The organism is Streptomyces sp. NRRL F-525, from assembly GCF_000716605.1.
Lineage (GTDB): Bacteria > Actinomycetota > Actinomycetes > Streptomycetales > Streptomycetaceae > Streptomyces.
This window is the reverse complement of record NZ_JNXE01000035.1, coordinates 96,031-116,560: the sequence shown is the minus strand read 5'-3', so window position 1 is coordinate 116,560 and position 20,530 is coordinate 96,031. Positions and strand designations below refer to the sequence as shown.

16 protein-coding genes are annotated in these 20,530 nt (G+C 70.2%); 8 read left to right on the top strand and 8 right to left on the bottom strand.

What is annotated here, in order from left to right:
- A partial coding sequence (locus OO69_RS53205; RefSeq protein ID WP_033285267.1) for a hypothetical protein occupies positions 1-370 on the bottom strand: 370 nt, incomplete at its 3' end.
- 430 nt (positions 371-800) lie between these two features.
- On the opposite strand from OO69_RS53205, the gene OO69_RS36895 reads away from it, so the two are divergent.
- From OO69_RS36895 to OO69_RS36880, 4 genes are all read left to right on the top strand, one after another.
- The gene (locus OO69_RS36895) at positions 801-2,267 is read left to right on the top strand and encodes an ABC transporter permease (RefSeq protein WP_033285266.1); all 1,467 of its coding nucleotides are present in this window, start codon (positions 801-803) and stop codon (positions 2,265-2,267) included.
- 156 nt (positions 2,268-2,423) lie between these two features.
- Positions 2,424-3,110 carry an ABC transporter ATP-binding protein gene (locus OO69_RS36890; protein WP_033285265.1) on the top strand — a complete coding sequence of 229 codons (687 nt, stop codon included), beginning with the start codon at positions 2,424-2,426 and terminating at the stop codon, positions 3,108-3,110.
- A gap of 278 nt (positions 3,111-3,388) precedes the next feature.
- Positions 3,389-6,751, top strand: coding sequence for a S8 family peptidase (locus OO69_RS36885; protein WP_033285264.1), 3,363 nt, complete (start codon positions 3,389-3,391; stop codon positions 6,749-6,751).
- Between the two features lie 82 nt (positions 6,752-6,833).
- Positions 6,834-7,346, top strand: a complete 513-nt coding sequence (locus OO69_RS36880) for a hypothetical protein (protein WP_033285263.1) — start codon at positions 6,834-6,836, stop codon at positions 7,344-7,346.
- On the opposite strand, the gene OO69_RS36875 is transcribed toward OO69_RS36880, so the two are convergent.
- Positions 7,336-8,268, bottom strand: a complete 933-nt coding sequence (locus tag OO69_RS36875) for a helix-turn-helix domain-containing protein (RefSeq protein ID WP_033285262.1) — start codon at positions 8,266-8,268, stop codon at positions 7,336-7,338. The two genes, OO69_RS36880 and OO69_RS36875, sit on opposite strands and share 11 nt — an antisense overlap.
- A gap of 170 nt (positions 8,269-8,438) precedes the next feature.
- On the opposite strand from OO69_RS36875, the gene OO69_RS36870 reads away from it, so the two are divergent.
- Positions 8,439-9,479 carry an NAD(P)-dependent alcohol dehydrogenase gene (locus OO69_RS36870; protein ID WP_033285261.1) on the top strand — a complete coding sequence of 347 codons (1,041 nt, stop codon included), beginning with the start codon at positions 8,439-8,441 and terminating at the stop codon, positions 9,477-9,479.
- A 440-nt stretch (positions 9,480-9,919) separates the two neighbouring features.
- Here OO69_RS36870 and OO69_RS36865 read toward each other — a convergent pair whose 3' ends face one another.
- From OO69_RS36865 to OO69_RS36855, 3 genes are read right to left on the bottom strand one after another with little or no spacing between them, the layout of a single operon-like run.
- Entirely contained in the window at positions 9,920-10,957 is a 1,038-nt protein-coding gene (locus OO69_RS36865; RefSeq protein ID WP_033285260.1) for a FecCD family ABC transporter permease, read from the bottom strand.
- Positions 10,954-11,943: a FecCD family ABC transporter permease gene (locus OO69_RS36860; protein WP_033285259.1), complete on the bottom strand. Its 990-nt coding sequence runs from the start codon at positions 11,941-11,943 to the stop codon at positions 10,954-10,956. The genes OO69_RS36865 and OO69_RS36860 overlap by 4 nt, the downstream gene beginning before the upstream one ends.
- A gap of 32 nt (positions 11,944-11,975) precedes the next feature.
- On the bottom strand, positions 11,976-12,998 hold the full coding sequence (locus OO69_RS36855; RefSeq protein ID WP_051801478.1) for an iron-siderophore ABC transporter substrate-binding protein: 1,023 nt from the start codon (positions 12,996-12,998) through the stop codon (positions 11,976-11,978).
- A 120-nt stretch (positions 12,999-13,118) separates the two neighbouring features.
- On the opposite strand from OO69_RS36855, the gene OO69_RS36850 reads away from it, so the two are divergent.
- Positions 13,119-13,514: a VOC family protein gene (locus tag OO69_RS36850; protein WP_033285258.1), complete on the top strand. Its 396-nt coding sequence runs from the start codon at positions 13,119-13,121 to the stop codon at positions 13,512-13,514.
- Between the two features lie 15 nt (positions 13,515-13,529).
- Here the strand turns inward: OO69_RS36850 and OO69_RS36845 are convergent, their stop codons facing one another.
- The gene (locus tag OO69_RS36845) at positions 13,530-14,444 is read right to left on the bottom strand and encodes an AraC family transcriptional regulator (RefSeq protein ID WP_051801475.1); all 915 of its coding nucleotides are present in this window, start codon (positions 14,442-14,444) and stop codon (positions 13,530-13,532) included.
- A 163-nt stretch (positions 14,445-14,607) separates the two neighbouring features.
- Between OO69_RS36845 and OO69_RS36840 the strand changes: the two genes are divergently transcribed.
- Positions 14,608-15,690 (top strand): aldo/keto reductase, encoded by a 1,083-nt coding sequence (locus OO69_RS36840; protein ID WP_033285257.1) that lies wholly within the window; start codon positions 14,608-14,610, stop codon positions 15,688-15,690.
- A gap of 26 nt (positions 15,691-15,716) precedes the next feature.
- Here OO69_RS36840 and OO69_RS36835 read toward each other — a convergent pair whose 3' ends face one another.
- On the bottom strand, positions 15,717-16,454 hold the full coding sequence (locus tag OO69_RS36835) for an SDR family oxidoreductase (RefSeq protein WP_033285284.1): 738 nt from the start codon (positions 16,452-16,454) through the stop codon (positions 15,717-15,719).
- Between the two features lie 128 nt (positions 16,455-16,582).
- On the opposite strand from OO69_RS36835, the gene OO69_RS36830 reads away from it, so the two are divergent.
- Entirely contained in the window at positions 16,583-17,401 is an 819-nt protein-coding gene (locus tag OO69_RS36830; protein WP_033285256.1) for a helix-turn-helix transcriptional regulator, read from the top strand.
- Positions 17,402-17,438: 37 nt separating this feature from the next.
- Here the strand turns inward: OO69_RS36830 and fxsT are convergent, their stop codons facing one another.
- Complete coding sequence (fxsT, locus tag OO69_RS36825) at positions 17,439-20,423, bottom strand: FxSxx-COOH system tetratricopeptide repeat protein (RefSeq protein WP_234444628.1); 2,985 nt, start codon at positions 20,421-20,423, stop codon at positions 17,439-17,441.
- Between the last annotated feature and the right edge of the window lie 107 nt (positions 20,424-20,530).

Genomic DNA, 20,530 nt, shown 5'->3' with positions numbered 1-20,530 from the left:
CGGCGAACGCGCTCCGGTGCCCCTGGCCCCCGCCAGCACCGCCCACCCGACGCCGCACACACCCGAACCCGCTCGCACGGCAGCGGAGCCCCTTCCCTCCGGAGACTGACAGTCGCCGGGTCCGCCCCGGCATCAGGCTGTGGAGTCCAGGCAGATCCACACGGCCTCCGAGTTCCACTTCCGCACGCGACTTGGCGCGGTGCTGGAGTGAAGTGCCCGTCGCTCCGACGACCGACTGGGTCGTCAGGCGGCCCAGGGCATCGAAAGTGTGGTCCAGCGTGAGCATCTCGCCCACCTGGCGGGTCAGTTCGCGGCCCACCTCGTCGTACGTGAAGTCGATGGAGCAGCCCTTCGCCTTCGGTGCCCACATCCAGGGGCACTCCGCACGGCACACCCACAGCCGGTACCGCGGCGTCCAACAGGCGTGCTCCCCGCAGCCGTTGATACGGCCACTCGCGCCCGCCTTCACCCATCGCGATCGCGAACCTCACCAACGCCGACTCGTTGGAAAACGCGTAGATCCACCGGATACCGCCGTATGCCCCCGCCTCGCTGCCGCTCCCCATGTCGTTTCCCCCGCGATCGGACATGGGCGAAATCATCACACCAGCACATCGCGTACGGCAACGCGGACACCCGCGACAGGCCGAGGTCGGCGCCGTAAACGTCGTAAAGCGGTATAGAGCGCAACCCCATTGACAGCCCTGCGCGGGCTCATTCTTTGGCCACGGACAGCCTTCTCATCGTTCTCTTATGTCGGCCTTATGGCATCATCACGCGCCGTACCTAGCTTGCGGGCCATGTTCTTCACCTACCTGAGGCGCGAGTTGCGCCGCCGCAGAAAAGCGGCCCTCGTCGTCGCCTCCGGCCTCGCACTGGGCATTGCGCTGGTCATCGTGGTCAACTCCGTGTCCTCCGGCATGGGGAAGGCACAGGACAAGGTCCTCCAGTCGCTGTACGGACTCGGTACGGACATGACCGTCACCAAGGCGGCCACGCCGACCGCCAGCGGTTCGCAGCAGCCGCGGTTCCAGTTCGACGCCAACAACAACGGCGACAGCAAGACGCAGAGCAGCGACCGCGTCATGGTCCAGGGCTTCACCACGCTGGCCTCCAGCACCGTCACCAAGGTGGCGGGGCAGAAGGGCGTCTCCGACGCGGTCGGCGGGCTGAGCCTCAACGTCGTCAAGGTCGACGGGCAGTTCACCCGCGGCCAGTTCCAGCAGAACCAGGGGAGCGGCACCGGGGGCGGCGGCAACCGCGGCGGCGGCACCGGCGCGCCGCAGGGCGAAGTCACCGGTGGCGGCGCCAACTTCAACATCAACTCGTACTCGGTCTACGGCACGGACGTCACCAAGCCCGCGCTCGGCCCGCTGACCTCCTCGAAGATCACCAGCGGCCGTACGTTCACCACCGCCGAGGCCAACTCCAAGGTCGTCGTCGCCGACTCGGCGTACGCCAAGGAGAAGAAGCTCAAGGTCGGTTCGACGGTCACGATCAAGAGCGTCAAGTACAAGGTCATCGGCATCGCCACCGCGACGAGCGGTGACGCGGCGGCCAACCTGTACGTCCCGCTCACGCAGGCGCAGACCCTGAGCGGTGACAAGAACAAGGTCACCACGATCTACGTCAAGGCGACCGACTCCAAGCAGATCTCGGCCGTCAAGAAGACCATCACGAGCAATGTCTCCGGTACGACGGTCACCACGTCCGCCGACCTGGCCGACACGGTCTCCGGTTCGCTGTCCACCGCCTCCTCCCTCGCCACCAGCGTCGGCAAGTGGCTGTCGATCGCGGTCCTGATCGCCGCGTTCCTGGTCGCCGGACTGCTCACCTCCTCCGCGGTCTCGCGCCGGGTGCGGGAGTTCGGCACGCTGAAGGCGCTCGGCTGGAAGTCCGGCCGGGTGACCCGGCAGGTGGTCGGCGAGGCCGTCGTCAACGGTCTGGTCGGCGGTGTCCTCGGTATCGCGCTCGGCCTGGCGGGCGCGTACGTCGTGACCGCGATCAGCCCGACCCTGTCGGCCTCCCTGGGCAGCACCGGTGGTGCCGGCCGCGCTGGCGGCGGCCCCGGTGGCGGCGGCGGCTTCGGCGGCGGCCGCCAGGCCGCGGCCAAGACCCTCGACGTAGCCCTCACCGCCCCGGTCAACGCCACCACCATCGCCCTCGCGGTAGGCCTCGCGGTGGCGGGCGGCCTGATCGCGGGAGCCTTCGGCGGCTGGCGAGCGTCGCGACTCCGTCCCGCGGATGCCCTGCGCAGGGTCGAGTAGCAGACCTGGCGAAGTCAACTGCGGCCCCGTAGCGCGCTTTTAAGGGGCGCGGGGCTGTGTCAATTTGCGGCTCCGCCGCGTGGGCGCGACCAGCCACGACGCGCCCGCAGACGACTGACGGCGCCCAACCCCTTTTACCTCCCCAGGAGTTGCACGATGTACGAACTAAGAGGCGTCACCAAGCTCTACTCACGAGGCAAGGAAACCGTCCACGCCCTCGACGGCATCGACCTCACGATCGGCGACGGCGACCGCCTGGTCATCCAGGGCCCCACCGGCGGCGGCAAGTCCACCCTCCTCCAAATGATCGGCGCCCTCGACCGCCCCACCGCAGGCGAAATCATCCTGGACGGCACCGACTTGGCGAAACTCTCCGAGGCCAAGCTCACGAAGGTCCGCAGCGAGAACATCGGCTTCGTGTTCCAGTCCTTCAACCTGATCCCGACGCTCACCGCCCAGGAGAACGTAGAGACCGCCCTCGTACCCCTCGGCACCAAGGCGAAGGAGCGCCGCGAACGGGCAGCCGAGGCCCTGAAGTCGGTCGGCCTCGGCGAGCGCCTGGGCCACCTCCCCGGCGAGATGTCCGGAGGACAGCAGCAGCGCGTAGCCATCGCCCGCGCACTCGTCAAGCAGCCCAAGGTGCTCCTCGCGGACGAACCGACCGGCAACCTCGACGAGTCGATGCGCGACGAGATCATGGACGTACTGGAGCGCATGTGGAAGGAGCACGGGCTGACCTTCATCATGGTCACCCACGACTCCGCCATCGCGAAGAAGGCGCCGCGTCTCGCCACCATCCGCAAGGGCAAGATCACGGTGAAGGAGAACGCCGCGTCGAAGTAACTCGGTTGCGGCGCAAGGAAGTTCAGGGTTTCCGGCGGAGCCCTTAGCGGAGTTTGCGCGGGCTTCACCCGTCGACTGCGTAACGGAGTGCGGGCGACGGCGTAACAGTTCACGGCTGCGCTTTCTTACCCTCCTCTCATCTCTTGAGCGCGTGATCACCCCTCGGCATACTGCGTATTCCGGGGGGTGTCGCGTACAGGTGTGCGGGCTTTCCCCCGGTCGGGTGAACGGGGAATTCGCCCGGTACCTCAGCTCCAGGGGGAGCCTTGCGCAGACACGTGAAGAGAGCGTGCGCGGCCACCGTCGCCGCGTCCGCCGCAGTCGCCCTCGCCGCCGGAATGACCACCCCGGCGTCGGCGAAACCCGAACAGCGCGCGACCGGTGCCGCCCAACTCACCGCCGCACAGACCGGTGCCGTACCGACCGGTGCCGCACAGGCCCGGCTCAAGGGCGACCACCGCATCACCCTGATCACCGGCGACCGCGTCACCGTCGACGCGAAGGGCCGGGTCGCCGGTCTGCAGCCGGCGAAGGGCCGTGAACACATACCCGTTCAGGTCCGCAAGCTCGACGGGCACACGCTCGTCATACCCGTCGACGCGGCCCAGCTGATCGCGTCCGGCAAGCTCGACCAGCGGCTCTTCGACGTCACCGAGCTCAACAAGTCGGCGGAGCGCGCCTCCCAGAAGGCCGGCCTGAAGGTCATCGTCGGCTACCAGGGCGCGGCCACCGCGACCAAGGCCGACGTCCGGGACGCGGGCAGGCTGCGCCAGTCCCTGAAGACGCTGAACGCCGACGCCGTGCAGACCCCGCAGCAGGACGCCCCGGAGCTGTGGAAGGCCGTCACCAACGGCGACAAGTCGGCCGCCGGTATCGCGCACGTCTGGCTCGACGGCGTCCGCAGGGCCAGCCTCGACAAGTCCGTGCCGCAGATCGGCGCCCCGAAGGCGTGGGCGGCCGGCTACACCGGCAAGGGCGTCAAGATCGCCGTACTGGACACGGGAGTCGACGCCGACCACCCGGACCTGAAGACCCAGGTCATCGAGTCCAAGAACTTCTCCACCGCCGCCGACGCGAACGACCACTTCGGGCACGGCACGCATGTCGCGTCCATCGCGGCGGGCACCGGCGCCAAGTCGCACGGCAAGTACAAGGGTGTCGCGCCCGACGCGAAGATCCTCAACGGCAAGGTCCTGGACGACAACGGCTCCGGTGACGACTCCGGCATCCTCGCCGGCATGGAGTGGGCGGCCCAACAGGGCGCCGACATCGTCAACTTGAGCCTCGGCGGCCAGGACACCCCGGGCATCGACCCGTTGGAGGCGGAGGTCAACAAGCTCTCCGCCGAGAAGGGCATCCTGTTCGCGATCGCCGCGGGCAACGACGGCCCCCAGTCGATCGGTTCGCCCGGCAGCGCGGACGCGGCCATCACGGTCGGCGCGGTCGACGGCAACGACAAGCTCGCCGACTTCTCCTCCACCGGCCCGCGCGTCGGCGACGGCGCCATCAAGCCGGACGTCACCGCGCCGGGTGTCGACATCACCGCCGCCGCGGCCCCGGGCAGCGTCATCGACCAGGAGGTCGGCGAGAACCCGCCCGGCTACCTGACCATCTCGGGTACGTCGATGGCGACCCCGCATGTCGCCGGTGCGGCCGCCATCCTCAAGCAGGAGCACCCGAGTTGGGGCTACGCCGAGCTGAAGGGCGCGCTCACCGGGTCCGCGAAGGGCGGCAACTACACGCCGTTCGAGCAGGGTTCGGGCCGGATCGCCGTAGACAAGGCCATCAAGCAGAACGTCATCGCCGACCCGGTGTCGGAGAGCTTCGGCATCCAGCAGTGGCCGCACACCGACGACACCCCGGTCACCAAGCAGGTCACCTACCGCAACCTCGGCACCACCGCCGTCACCCTCAAGCTCACGGTGGCAGCCACCAACCCCAAGGGCCAGGCGGCTCCTTCGGGCTTCTTCAAGCTGGCCAAGACCTCGGTCACCGTCCCGGCGGGCGGCACGTCCTCGGTCGGCCTCACGGTCAACACCAAGCTCGGCGGCACGCTCGACGGCGCGTACTCCGCGTACGTGACGGCGACGGGCGGCGGGCAGAGCGTGCGGACGGCCGCGGCCGTGGTGCGCGAAGTGCAGTCGTACGACCTCACGTTGAAGTTCATCAACCGTGACGGCACTCCCGCGAAGTACTACACGGCCACGGTGGCGGGCCTGTCCGGCCTCGGCGCCGGCGGCTACTTCACTCCCTACGACGCCTCGGGCACCGTCAAGGTCCGTGTCCCCAAGGGCGGTTACGTCCTCGACACCGGGATCTTCGTGGACCCGGAGGACACCACCAAGGGCGCCGACTGGATCGCCCAGCCCAAGCTGGACATCGCCAAGAACACCTCGGTCACGATCGACGCCCGCACGGCCAAGCCGGTCGACATCACAGTGCCGGACACCGGCGCCAAGTCGGCCTTCGCGTTCCCGGGTTACCTGGTCACGACGGCGGACGGCGGCGCCTCCTTCGGCTGGTTCCTGGAGACGTACGCCGGCTTCCGCTCCGCGCACCTCGGTCCGCGGATCACCGACGGTTCGCTCTCCGAGCAGTGGGACGCGCACTTCCTCAAGGGCACCGACGAGCAGTACGACACCACGACCGGCGGCAACGTCAAGCAGCTCGCCACCGGCTTCACCAAGCACTACAAGGCGGGTGAACTCGCCACGGTGAAGACCCGGATGGGCGCCGCGGCGAGCGGCAAGACCGGCCTGCTCATGGCCTTCGGCTACCTGCCCGACAGTGGTGGCGGCGCCTCCGCCACCACCCGCGCGCAGCCGCTGCCCGGCACCCGCGTCCTGCACGTCTCCACGATCAACGGGGCGCAGTGGGAGCTGGACTTCGAACAGGACGCCGGAGTCGACGCGGACGGCTTCCCGATCTCGGAGGCCTTCTACGTCTCGAACGGCCTGCAGACCTTCAAGGGCGGCCAGAGCTACACCCGGACCTTCAACACCGCGGTGTTCGGCCCGCACATCGACGCCGACTACGGTGTGTTCCGCTACGGCAACGAGATCGCCGGCGTGCTGCCGCTGTTCGCCGACGCCCAGAAGAACGCGGGTTCGTCGCTGTTCACCTCGGTCAACACGACGCTGTACCGCAACGGCACCAAGGTGGGCTCCAACAAGGACCCCCTGCTCGGCGGGGAGACGTTCAAGGTCCCGGCCGCCAACGCCTCGTACAAGCTGACCACTTCGGTGATCCGCAGCGTCAAGGTCGCCGCCGCCTCCACCCGGATCGACGCGAGCTGGACGTTCTCCTCGAAGAAGCCGTCCGGGAACACCGTCGCCCAACTCCCGGTCTCCACCGCCCGGTTCAACGCGGTCACCGGCCTGGACAGCCGTGTCGCGGCCGGCAAGAAGGCGACCTTCCCGGTCACCGTCGAGGGCGCGGCAGCCGGCCGCAACCTCAAGTCCCTGGGCGTGTGGGTGTCGTACGACTACGGCCAGACCTGGAAGAAGGTCAACGTCGTCCACGGCAAGATCACCGTCACCAACCCGGCCAAGGGCAAGGCCATTTCGTTCCACGCGAAGATCGCCGACAAGAAGGGGAACAAGTCGACGATCTCGATCTACAACGCGTACTACGGCAAGTGAGCCGCGGAATGTGGTGAGTTGAGTGGCGGACGGCCCGCCGGAAGTTCACCTTCCGGCGGGCCGTCCGTGTTTTCCTGGCCCCATGACCGCCGCCGTCACCGCCATGATCACCGCCGTCGTCGGCGTGCTCGGCACCCTCTTCGCCCCCGTCCTCAGCCAGCGCCTCACCGCCCGGCAGCGCACCGAGGAGGCCCAACTCGCCGAGCGCAGGCGGAGGTTCGAGGAGCGGCGGGACGCCTACACGGCCATGAACCGGGCCTCGCGGCAGTTCCACACGCTGCTCAAGGACGCCCTGCACCGTATCCGTGACGGGGTCTACACCGAGCTGGAGCGCGACCAGCTGGAGGAGGCGCGGCGGGACTACCGGGACCGTTACGCCGAGGCGCAGATGGTCGTGCCCGAGCGGATCCTGGACGCGTCCCGCTCGGTGAACCAGGTGCTCGCCGGGGTCGACGCCGTCGTGAAGCGGCTGGACCGTGGGCTCGCCCGGGACGGCGAGAGCGCTGAAGAGGCCCTGCTGGATCTCAAGGAGGCCGAGCCGCGGCTGGCCGCGATGCGGCGGCTGATGCGGGCGGACCTCGGGGTCACGGAGTGAGGTCGGGGCGCTGGGCCGAGGTGCCCGCGCGGGTCGCGTCCGTGCCCCAACTCGCCAGCAGGCGCAGGGCGTCGGCCGATGGTGAGCCGGGCTCCGCGTGGTAGGTGATCAGGGCCTGGTCGGAGCCGTCGCTGAGGTGGAAGCCCTCGAAGTGGAGGGTGAGGTCGCCGACCAGGGGGTGGTGGAGGCGCTTGACGCCGTAGGTCTTCTCCTTGACGTCGTGCGTGGCCCACAGGCGCCTGAACTCCTCGCTCTTCACGGAGAGTTCGCCGACCAGCGCGGACAGCCGCGGGTCGTCCGGGCAGAAGCCGGCGTCCATCCGCAGCATGCTGACGATGTCCGTCGCCTTCTGCTCCCACTCCACGAACAGGTCCCGGTACTCGGGCCGCAGGAACACCAGCCGCGCCCAGTTCCGCTCCTGCGGCGGCAGCTCGGACCAGTCGCCGAAGACGGCCGCGGCCATCCGGTTCCACACCAGGATGTCCGTGCGGCGGCCCGTGATGTACGCCGGGATCGTGTCGATCGTGTCGAGCAGCTGCCGTAGCGGCGTCCGCACGTGCTGGGTGGGGGCCGACGTCTTCTTCTTGTGCTGCTTCGGCTTCGCGAGGTGGGTGAGGTGCGAGGACTCGGCGTCCGACAGGCGCAGGGCGCGGGCGATCGCTTCGAGGACCTCCGCCGACACGTTCCGGCCGTTGCCCTGCTCCAGGCGGGTGTAGTACGCCACCGACACCCCGGCCAGCTGTGCCAGCTCCTCGCGGCGCAGCCCGGGGACCCTGCGGTGCCGCCCGAAGTCCGGCAGCCCGACGTCCTCCGGCTTCAGCCGGGCCCGCCGGGTGCGCAGGAACTCGCTCAGCTCGGCCCGCCGGTCCAGCGGCGGACCGGCGTCGGCGGGGCCGGGAGCGGATTCGGGGTGTTCGTCCATACGGTCCAGTATTCCCGGTCGTACGACCGGGAGCCTGACCTCGCTGGTGGTACGCACAGCGGACGTACGCAGAAGCGTGGCCTGGGTAGCCCCGGGACTTTCGGGCAGGCTTGGCATCGTGCCCGGTCAGAAGGCGGCCGGGCGCGCATCCCCCCTAGGAGTGTTCCGGCATGACCACAGTCGCTGCGTACGCCGCCCCCGCCGCCAAGGCTCCCCTGGAGCGCACCACCATCGAGCGCCGGGCCGTCCGTGAGTTCGACGTCCTGATCGACATCAAGTTCGCCGGTATCTGCCACTCGGACATCCACCAGGCGCAGGAGGGCTGGGGCAAGGCCATCTTCCCGATGGTCCCGGGCCACGAGATCGCCGGCATCGTCTCCGAGGTAGGACCCGGCGTCACCAAGTTCCAGGTCGGCGACCGCGTCGGCGTCGGCTGCATGGTCGACTCCTGCCGCGAGTGCGACAACTGCAAGGCGGGCCTGGAGCAGTACTGCACCGGTGGCAACGTCGGCACGTACAACGCCCTCGACAAGGACGGCGAGCCCACTTACGGCGGCTACTCCGAGAAGGTCGTCGTCGACGAGAACTTCGTCCTCGGCATCCCCGAGGGCATCGCCCTCGACGAGGCCGCGCCGCTGCTCTGCGCCGGCATCACCCTGTACTCGCCGCTGAAGCACTGGAACGCGGGTCCCGGCAAGAAGGTCGCGATCGTCGGCATGGGCGGGCTCGGCCACATGGGCGTCAAGATCGCGCACGCGCTCGGCGCGGAGGTCACCGTCCTCTCGCAGTCGCTGCGCAAGCAGGAGGACGGCCTGAAGCTGGGTGCCGACCACTACTACGCGACGAGCGACCCGAAGACCTTCGAGGAACTGCGCGGCAGCCTTGACCTGATCATCTCCACGGTGTCGGCGCCGCTGGACCTCGGCGCGTATCTCTCGCTGCTGAAGACGGACGGTGCGCTGGTGAACGTCGGCGCCCCCGAGGAGCCCGTCTCCCTCAACCTCTTCTCCGTGATCGGCGGCCGCAAGACCCTCGCCGGGTCCGGTATCGGCGGTATCCGGGAGACCCAGGAGATGCTGGACTTCTGCGCGGAGCACGGTTTCGGTGCCGAGATCGAGCTGATCTCCGCGGAGCAGATCAACGAGGCGTACGAGCGGGTGTTGGCGAGTGACGTCCGGTACCGGTTCGTGATCGACACGGCGACGATCTGACGTCCGCCGTTTCACACCGGGCCCCGGAGCCGCACTGCTCCGGGGCCCGGCGCGCTGCCGAGTACGGCCCGGTGGGGGCTGGTCGCGCAGTTCCCCGCGCCCCTGAAACTGCTCCGGGGTTCTCTGCCTGGTTTGTTGGCTGCGGCGCCGGCGCCCCTGAAGCTGGTTCGGGGTTCTTCGGTTGGTTTGGTGGCTGCGGCGGCGTCGTGGTTGGTGGCGCAGTTCCTCGCGCCCCTGAAGCTGGTCCGGGGTTCTTCGGTTGGTTTGGTGGCTGCGGCACCGTCGTGGTTGCTCGCGCAGTTCCCCGCGCCCCTAAAAAGCGCCCGGCGTCTCCCCACCCAGGGGCGCGGGCAACTACGACGCACCGGCAGCCGCCACGCTTTTAGGGGCGCGGGGAACTGCGCGACCAGCCCCCACCGGCCCGCAGCCGCCGACGAACCTCAGCCCGCCACTCTGTTCCGCCCCAGCAGCCACAGCAGATACGGCCCCCCGACCAACGAGGTGAGCGCCCCCACCGGCACCTCCAGTGGGGGCAGCACCGTGCGGGCAGCGAGGTCGGCGGCAACGAGAATCACTGCGCCCGTCAACGCCGAGCACACCAACGGCAGTTGAGGCGTACGGGTGAGCCGTCGGGCCAGCTGGGGCGCGGTCAGCGCGACGAACCCGATCGGCCCCGCCGCCCCCGTCGCCGTCGCCGCCAGCACCACCCCGAGCACGGTCACCGCGAGCCGCGTCCGGTCCACCCGTACGCCCAGCGAGGCGGCGGTATCGGCGTCGAGCCCGAGCGGCCGCACGGCCCGGCTCGCCCACACCAACGCGGGCAGACACAGGAGCAGTACTACGGCCAGGGGCGCCGCCTGCTCCCAGCCCCGCCCGTTCAGGGAACCGGTCAGCCACAGCTTGACCGTCTCGGCGGCCTGCAGCTCGCTGTCCGAGAGGTACAGCTGGACTACGGCCGACAGCGCGACGCCGATCCCGACTCCCGTCAGCACGAACCGACTTGGCTGCATCCCGTGCCGCCATGCCAGTACGTAGACGAGCGCGGCGGCCGCGAGTCCGCCCAGGACGGAGATGGCCGGCATGGCGCTGGGTGAGTTCACGACTCCGGCGGAGAGGGCGAGTACGGTCGCGGCTGCGGCGCCGTGCCCGACCCCGATCACGTCCGGACTGGCGAGCGGATTCCGGGTGACGGTCTGCACGAGCGCTCCGGAGAGGCCCAGGGCGACCCCGACCAGCGCGCCCAGCACGATCCGGGGGACCCGCAACTCGTTGACGACGAGGTCGTATTGGCCGGAGTCGGTACGGAGCGTGTGCCATACCTCGGCGGGCGGGATATAGGTCTGCCCGCAGCAGGCGGCGGCGGTCATCGCAACGGCCAGCACGAGGACGAGAGTTGCGGCCACGGCGGCCGAACGGCGGTGCAGGAGCAGGGAGATGGAGGGGTGGGGGCGGAGGACGGTGACCCCAGTCGCGCTCATACGGCCGTCGCCTTCCGCCGTACCAGTACCACCAGCACCGGCACCCCCACCAACGCCGTCATCACCCCGGCCGGCACCTCGGCGGGGGAGCGCACGACCCGCCCCGCCACATCCGCCCCGACCAGCAGCGCGGCGCCGAGCAGGGCGGACAGCGGAAGCAGAGTGCGGTGGCCGCCGGAGGTGAGGCGGCGGGCGAGGTGCGGGACCGCGAGTCCGACGAACGCGATCGGGCCGGCGGCCGCCACCGCCGACGCCACCAGCAGGGTCGCCCCGAGCGCCGCACACACCCGCACGACCCCCACCCGATGCCCCAACGCCCGCGCCGTCTCGTCCCCGAGGGCCAGCGCGTCCAGCCCGCGCGCACAGGCGAGCACCAGCAGCGCCCCGGCCACCAGGAACGGCAGCATCTCCACGACCGTGTCGGCGTCCCGGCCGCTCAGCGAGCCGACCTGCCAGAACCGGAACTGGTCCAGCGTGGCCGAGCTGGAGGTCAGGACGACGGTCGTACCGCCCGCCGTCATCGCCGACAACGCCGTACCGGCGAGGGCGAGTTTGACCGGTGAGGCCCCGCCCCGGCCGCGCGCGGCGATGCCGTAGACGAGACAGGCGGCGAGGACGGCGCCCGCGAAGGCGTACCAGACGTAGCCGGTGAAACCGCTGGCGAGGCCCGTCGCGATGGCGAGGACGACGCCCGCCGCCGCGCCCTGGCTGAGGCCGAGGATGCCGGGGTCGGCGAGCGGGTTGCGGGTGACGGCCTGGAGCGCGGCGCCTGCCACGCCGAGCGCCGCGCCCGCCGTCAGGCCGATCTCGGTGCGGGGCAGCCGCAGCGACCGTACGACCAAGGCGTCCGGTGAACTCCCGCCGTGAAAAAGGGCGTTGAGCACTTCGGACGGAGGGATCGGGCGGGTGCCGACCGCGAGGCTGAGCAGCACGGCGGCGGCCACCGCGAGGGTGGCCGCCGGCCAGGCGAGACGTTTGACGCTCACTGTGCTGTTCCGTTGCTCGTCGCTCTGTCTCTCTACTTGCTGATGTCCTCGGCGAGTTGGAGGACGACCAGGCGCGCGGCGGTCGGGCCCGCGTTGAGGTACCAGGGGTCGTCGTCGACCTTCACGGCGTGGCCCGCCTTGACCGCCGACATCGACTTCCACAGGGGCCCGGCGAGCACGCTCGCGGCATCCGTCTTGGAGGCGTCGCCCTGCACGGAGTAGAAGATCCAGTCACCGTCCGCCTTGTCGATGCTCTCGGCGCCGATGTCCTCCGAAATCGCCTTGAACTGCTGGGACTTGGGCCGGTCGAGGCCCATGTCGACGGCGATGGAACCGGTGAAGGAGGAGACACCGAACATCCGGGTCCTGCCGGGTGTGAAGCGCAGCATCGACACGGAGGTCTTCGACAGCGCCTCGCCCTTCTCGCCCGCGTCCTCGACGATCCCGTCGAGCAGCTTCTGCGCCTGCTGGCCCTTGCCGATCGCGTCGCCGACGAGGAGGAGGTCGCGCTTCCAGTTGATGCCGTTGCCCGCCGTGATGACGGTCGGCGCGATCTTCGACAGCTTCGGGTAGAGGTCGCCGAGCGAGTCGTTGGCGAGGATCAGGTCGGGCTTGGCGGCGGCGAGGGTCTCCAGGTTGGGCGCCTGGCGCGTGCCCGCGTCGGTCATCGCGGCGAGCTTCGACTTGTCGGCCGGGAAGGCGTCCGCGAGGTAGTCGGGGACGAGGCCGGCGTTGTCCGCGCGGGTGGTGGCCGTCGGGACCGTACCGAGGGAGAGCAGGTCGTCGAGCTGTCCCGTGCTCAGCACAGCGATCTTCGTCGGCTTCGACTTGATCGTCGTCCTGCCCTCGAAGTGCGTGACGGTACGAGGGAAGGTGCCGTCGGTGTCGTTGTCCGAGCCCATCCCGGTCGCGAGGGTGCTGGGCGCGGCGTCCGGCCCCTCCGAGGCGCCGATCACCTTGTTCTGCGAGCCCTCGCCGGACTTCTCGGCATCGTTGTCGGCGGAGGACGACGAACACCCGGCCAGCAACCCCCCGACGGCGGACACGGCGACCATCGCCGTGACAGCCTTCCTCTTGAACGCACGCACTGTCACTGTCTCTCCGATCAAATCAGGCCAGGTAAGGCTTACCTTAACTTGCCGTCGGAGTAGCTTGGGCATGAGGAGGCCCACACGATGACCGTTCAGCTGAACCACACCATCGTCGCCGCGCACGACAAACACACGTCGGCCCGATTCCTCGCCGACCTGCTCGGGCTCCGAGTGAGCCCGCAGTACGGCCCGTTCATCCCGGTCGCGATCCCGAACGGGGTGACCCTCGACTACATGGACCAGCCCGGTTCGGGCTTCGCCGAGATCACCCCGCAGCACTACGCGTTCCTGGTCTCGGAGGACGACTTCGACGCGATCTTCGGCCGGATCAGGGAGGCGGGTCTCACGTACTGGGCGGACCCGGCACACCGCCGCGAGGGCGAGATCAACACGAACGACGGCGGCCGCGGGGTCTATTTCGACGACCCGAACGGCCACGTCCTGGAGATCCTGACACGACCGTACGGCAGCGGAGGCTGACCAACCCGGCCGTGCTCAACTCCCCTTCCGGGCAACGCTGTTCGCCGCCTCGCCGCGCAGCCGTACCGCGTCCTGCCCCGGTGGTCTCCCGAACGCGCGGCGGTATTCGCGGCTGAACTGGGAGGCGCTGTCGTAGCCGACCGCGAAACCGACGTCGGAGACGTCCCCCGCGCTGCTCATCAGCAGCAACCGGGCCTCCTGGAGGCGGATGCGCTTCTGGTACTGGATCGGGGTCAGGGCGGTCACCGCGCGGAAGTGGCGGTGGAAGGGGGAGGCGCTCATGCCGGCGAGGCGGGCCAGGTCGTCGATGCGCAGGGTCTCCGTGTGGTGGTCGCGGATCCAGTGAATGGCCCTGCCGATATGGGTGAGTTGACTGTCGGCGAGGCCGATCTGCCGTACGAGGGCGCCCTGTTCACCGGTGATCAGCCGCCAAAGGATCTCCTTCTCGATCAGCGGGCCGAGGACGCGCGCGTCGTCGGGACGGTCGCACAGCCGCAGCAACCGCACCGCCGCGTCGAGGAGTTCGGCGGGTGCGTCGCACACGGCGAGACCGTGCGGGGTGGTCGTCCCGCGGGGGAGCGGGGCGGCTCCCGTGTCGAGCAGCAGGGAGGCGATCTTCGCGGGTTCGAGGGCCAACCCGCAGGCGAGGAAGGGCACTTCGGGGCCGGCCTGGGTGTAGTGGCCGGCGACCGGGAGGTCGACCGAGACGACGAGGTACTGGCCGGCGCCGTAGTCGTGGACGCGGTCGCCCAGGGTGAGCCGCTTCGAGCCCTGCGCCACGATCGCCAGGACGGGACGCGCGACGCTCGCGCTCGGCGCCTCCGGCTCCTCGGCCCTGGTCAGCATTAGTCCGTCGACGGCGAGGGGCGTGCGGGACGCGTGCCGGTCGATCAGGGCGCGCAGTTCCGTCAGAAGCGCGGGTGGGTGCACGCCCCGATCCAAGCACCGGCAGGGACCGCCCGCAACCGTCGGCCTGCGCGGCAGATCGACAGGATCGTGCAAGCGAGCGGTGGGATCGCCCTAACGATTCCCCAGGTCACGATGGTGTCCTTGAGGAGTCGGTAGTCCACCCACCTCCCCTCAGGAGCATTCCATGGCACTCGACTCGTACGTCGGTCTCGGCCGTTCCGGACTCAAGGTCAGCCCCTTCTGCCTCGGGGCGATGAACTTCGGCGAGGACGGCGGCTTCGGCAGCGGCGTCGAGGAGTCGGAGAAGATCCTCCAGACCTACCTCGACCGCGGCGGCAACTTCGTCGACACCGCGAACTTCTACACGAACGGCCACTCGGAGGCGATCCTCGGCGACTTCCTCGCCGCCCGCCCCGCCCTGCGCGACCGCCTCGTCCTGGCCACCAAGTTCTACGGCAACCTCCACCTCGGCGACCCGAACGGCGGCGGCGCGAGCCGCAAGGCGGTCATCGGCCAGCTGGAGGACTCGCTGCGCCGCCTCCGCACCGACTACATCGACCTGTACTGGCTGCACAACCACGACCGTTCGACCCCGGTCGAGGAGACCCTGCGGACGCTGGACGACCTGGTGACGGCGGGCAAGATCCGGTACGTCGGCTTCTCGGACACCCCGGCCTGGTTCACGGCCAAGGCGCACACCACCGCCCTGTTGCGGGACTGGACCCCGGTCACCGCACTGCAGTTGGAGTACTCCCTCCTGGAACGCACCATCGAGGGCGAGTTGATCCCGCTGGCCCAGGACGCGGGGATGGGCGTGCTGCCCTGGAGCCCCCTCAAGAGCGGCTATCTGTCCGGGAAATACACGCGCGAGCAGTCAACTCCCGCCGACACCAGGCGTTCCGCGGTCCTCGGTGCCCCAACTCCCGCCCAGTTCACGGTGATCGACGCGGTCGCCGAGGTCGCGGAGGAGACGGGGGCGACCTCCGCCGCCGTAGCGCTGTCCTGGGTCCAGTCCCGTCCCGGCATCACCTCGACCCTCATCGGCCCGCGCACCCTGGCCCACTTGGAAGCCAACCTCGCGGCCCTGGACCTCGACCTCACCCCGGCCCAGACGGCGACGCTGGACGAGGTGTCCGCGCCCACCCTCAACTTCCCCCACGACCTCAACCGGCAGGTCGGCGACATGCTCAAGTACGCGGGGGCGACGGTGGACGGCGTGCCGAGCGCGGTGTATCCGCCGCTGGCGCAGAGTGCTGTGCGGTACTGAGGGCCGTGCGCTGCCGGGCGTGGGGGTCAGGCCTGCGCGGTGGGCCGTACGACGATCTCGTTCACGTCGACGGAGGCCGGCTGCTCGATGGCGAAGGCGACGGCACGGGCGATCGCGTCGGGCGGGATCGCCAGGCGGTCCCGCATGTCCGTGATCTGCTCCCTGACCTGAGTGTTCGTCGAGGCCTCGGCGAAGTCGGTGGAGATCACACCGGGCGAGACGGTGGTCACCCGCAGGGACTCGCCCGCTTCCTGGCGCAGCCCCTCGCAGATGGCCCGGACGGCGAACTTGGTGCCGGCGTAGACGGCCATGTTCGGTGCGACGCGGAGCCCGGCCGTCGACGCGGTGGTGACGAAGTGGCCGTAGCCCTGAGCCCGGAAGACCGGCAGCGCGGCGGCGATCCCGTGCAGCAGGCCCTTCACGTTGACGTCGACCATCTCGTCCCACTCGTCGACCCGCAGATCGTCGAGGGGCGAGATCGGTCCGACGCCCGCGTTGCCGAACAGCACGTCGAGCCGCCCGAACCGCTCACGGGCCAGCGCGACCAGGGCGTGCAGATCGTCCCGCCGGGTCACGTCGGTACGGATCGGTACGGCGACACCGCCCGCCTTCTCGATCCGGGCCGCCACCTCCGCCAGCCGCTCCTCCCGGCGGCCGCCCAGCACCACCCGCGCACCCCGGCCGGCCAGCAGCAGCGCGGTCGCCTCGCCGATTCCGCTGCCGGCACCGGTGATCGCCACGACCTTGCCGTCGATGCCGTCGATGCGGTCGATTCCGGACATGGTGGACCTCCTGATCTCTGTTGCTCGCTCGATCTCTTGGCCTCAGTCTGGAACGCGTTTAGCCTGGTATCCAGACCGTGTTTATTCTGGAATCAGGACTGCCACACACGATGCCGAACCATTCACGACCGTTGGTCGAGCAGCTGGACCGGCGCCAGGAACTGGGCGCGTTCCTGCGCAGCCGCCGGGAACGAGTCACGCCGGACGAGGTGGGCCTCCCGCAGACCGGCCGCCGCCGCACGCCGGGTCTGCGGCGGGAGGAACTCGCCCTGCTCGCCGGGATCAGCGCGACCTGGTACACGTACCTGGAACAGGGCCGGGAGATCCGCGCCTCCGAGCAGGTACTGGAGTCCCTGGCCTCGGTACTGCGTCTGAACGGGCACGAGCGCGACCACCTGCTCCACCTGGCCGGTCACCACACCCCGCCGACCGACCCCGACCCCTTCGAGCCGCTCACCACCGAGGTGGCGTCGGTCCCCCTCCTGCTGCGGCCGCACCCGGCGTACATCATCGACGGCAACTACGACGTGCTCACCCACAACCAGCCCGCCGCCGACCTGTTCCCGAACCTCACCGCGCCGACGGACCGCCCCCCGAACTTCCTGCGCTGGGTGTTCCTCGAACCCCTGGCCCGGGACGTCCTGGCCGACTGGGAACCCGAGGCGCGGGGTCTGCTGGCCCGCCTCCGCGCGCTGGCCGGCCGGCACCCCACCGACCCGCGCTACACCCGCATCGTCGACGAACTCCACGAACACAGCCCGGAGGCCCGTTCCTGGTGGCCCCGGTACGAGGTGCAGGCCCGCCACAGCGGCCGCAAACGCCTGCGACCGCCCGGCCGCACCACCCCGGTCACCTACACCTACACAGCCTTCCACCTGGCTGAACAGCCGGAACAGACGCTGGTGATCTATTTCGCCGACGCGGGGTGACCTCTCGGCTGTGTGAAGTAGCGCCGGACCCGCCCGCTCAGGGCGCGTCCCGCAGTTCCTCCTCGATCTGCCCGATGAGCGGGTGGTCCGCGGGGTGGATACGGCCGTAGATCTCGCGTGCCGTCGTCAGGTCGTCCTGCCAGCGCTGGGGCTGGCCGCCGGAGCCCTTGAGGATCAGGGCCCTGCGGTACCGGGCCTCGGCCACGTAGGGATGCTGGGCGCCGTACTTGCCGGTGTAGATCCCGATCGCGTTCGTGACCTCCGTCATCGCGGCCTCGCTGTTGCCCAGTTCGTGCAGCAGGTGCGAGTAGCGGACCAGGGCGCAGGCGCGGTCGGGGTGGTCGCGGTCGCCGTTCATGTGGGGTGCGGAGAGCACCTCGTCGAAGATGTGCTTCGCCTCCGCGAGCAGCCGCTCCGCCTCGCGTTCCCCCGGGAACGAGCGCTCACGCGCGCTGGTGGAGCGCCGGTCGCGGTGGCCGCGGAACCTCGCCGCCTGCTGCCTGAGCGTCTCGCCCAGATGCACGGACGAGGAGAGGACGACCGGGTGTCCGGCCGCGTACCCGGCGCGTTCCAGGATGTCGAGGGCGGTCCGCAGGTGCTGTTCGGCTCCCTCCAGGTCGTGGGAGTCCAGCAGGGCCAGCCCGAGCGACTGGTGGACGAACGCCGTCGGGTTGCGGCGCGCGGGTTCGCTTCCTCCGGGGGTCTGCTCCAGGAGCCGTAGCGCCTCGCGGTACAGGTCGACCGACGCGTTGAGCCGGCCCTGGCGCCAGCGGACGAGACCCAGGTCGATCAGACCGGCGGCGATCCTCAGCGGGTTCGGCTCGTGCAGCCGCCGCAGGCGCAGCAGGGTCTCGGCCGCGGCCTCGGACGCCCCTTCGAAGTCGCCGAGTTCGCGCAGGACGCGGCCGAGCTGCATCCGGCTCTCCAGCGTGCGCGAGTCGCCCTCGCCGTCGATGCGGAAGCGGATCGCGAGGGCCTCCTCGGCGAACGTGCGGGCTTCGGGCAGTTCGGCACTGAGCAGCTTCAACTGGCTGAGCGACACCAGGGTGTTGGCGACCGGCGAGGTGTCGCGGCCCCCCAGCTGCACGCGCTGTTCCAGGGCCTCGGTCAGGAGCCGCTCCGCCTCCATGCGGTCGCTCTGCACCCGGAAGTACTCGCCCATGCTCTGCAGCAGCGTCGAGGTGCTCACGTCGACGACACCGAGCTCCCGGCAGTGGTCCAGCACGGCCCGGGCGTGCGGGAGCAGCTCGACGCACTGCGGCCAGGTCCCCTCCCGGTCCGGGTCCTCCGGGAACCACCCGTTGAGCAGATGCGCCGCGGCCTTCGCGTGCTGGGTCTGCTCGGCGACGGACATCTCCTTGCGGATCACCGCCTGCACCTGCGCGTGCATCACCAGCTTCGCCTCGCCGGTCAGCAGCGAGGAGTTCCTGGCGGTCTCCCTGATCCGGCGGCCCCGCGCCGGGTGCGCCACCTCGGCGCGCAGCCGCTCCGGCAGCAGATCGGTGCGGCCCCCGTCGGCCTCGAAGAAGTAGCCGGGGATGCCCTGCGGTGCCAGGAACGCGCACAGCCGCAGGAGCAGGCCCACGACCTCGTCCTTCTCCTCGGCCTGCTTGAAGGAGAGGATCCAGGCGGGGGCACCGCTGCGGCTCGTCTCCGGGCGGGCGGACGGAACCAGCTGCGAACGGATCTCCAGGGCCCGCAGATACCCCTCGATGTCGGGATCGTCGCGCAGCGAGGCGGCCGCGGACTCCAGCGCGAGCGGCAGCCGGCCCAACTGGTCGACGATCCTGGCCAGTCCGGCCTCGTCGTCCATGCCGCTCGCGTCGCTGAGGAAGGCCACGGCCTCCTCGGTGGTGAACGCCTCCAGGGCGATGCGGTGGCGCGGTGCGCTCCGCTGCCACACGGGGTTGACCGAGGTGATCAGGACCTGGCCGCCGTCCCCGGCGTCCGGCAGCAGCTGGCGGATGGCGGAGTCGTCCTCGGCGCCGTCGTAGATCAACAGCGCCCGGGTCCTGGGCAGTTCGTTCGACAGCAGTTCCTGGAGGGTCTGTTCGGGGTCCCGGTCGTCGTGCTGCGCCGCGCTGCCCGCGGGCTGGTCACGGGACGTGTGGAGCCGGTGCGCCAGATCGAGCAGGCTCGCGCGGGCGGTGGGCGCGTGCGCGGCCTCGACCCGCCAGATGACGTCGAAGAGGTCCTCGTACCTGCGGGCGTACTCCAGGGCCAGGCGGGTCTTGCCGATCCCGCTGAGCCCGTGGATCGCGCAGGTCCGGGCGTCGCGCGAGACGTTGACCGTGCCGAGGACCTCGCGCAGCAGGGCCAGTTCCCTGCGGCGGGCCGTGAAGTGGGAGGCACCGCGCCGGTCGAAGTTGCTGATCAGCGGGCCCAGCGCCGGATAGCGCGGTTCGACCTCGCCGACGATGTGGGGGGCTGTGTACGAGGGGAGCGGCACCGCGCCCGCCTGGTGCAGCCGGGCGTCCACGGTGGCGGCCGCGTCGTCGGCGGCCCGCCCGGCCAGCGTCAGCACCTCGCAGCCGGCCCAGCGCGTCAACGGCGGGTCGTGGTGCGCCGTCACCAGAACGAGGGCCGATCTGCCGCGGCTCCGGGCGATCCGGCTCTGCCCCGGATGGTGCCCCACGTCGTCCAACATCCGGGAGACGATGATCAGTTCATGGTCGGGAGCCACCTCGGGAGGCGGCGGCACCGGGTGCTCCGCGGTCGCCCACGGCCGGGTGGAGGTCAGATACCCGCTGCGCCGTAACCGCCAGGCCAGCCAGTGCGCCCACGGTTCGTCACCGTGCGGATGACTGATCAGCACCTGCGGCGGCAGCCCTCCGGCCTGTTTCTGGAAGGCGCGCCCGGAATAGGCGCCGAGGCCGGTCCCCAGGGCCAGCAGGCAGATCACCAGGAACTGCCAGCCGCCCTCGACGAACTTGACCCCGGCGAGCGCGCCCGCCGCGATGGCGGCGCCCGCGACCGCGAGCACCTGATTCAGACGTCGTGCGCCCCGACTGTTACGGCGCATGGGATCCCCCCGCCCAACACCGTTCCCCGTTTGGAAGAACAAGTATGAGGCGGGAAGCGGCTCTTGACGCCTCCGTTGCGCAAACCTCCTGCGAACGCCCGCCGCCG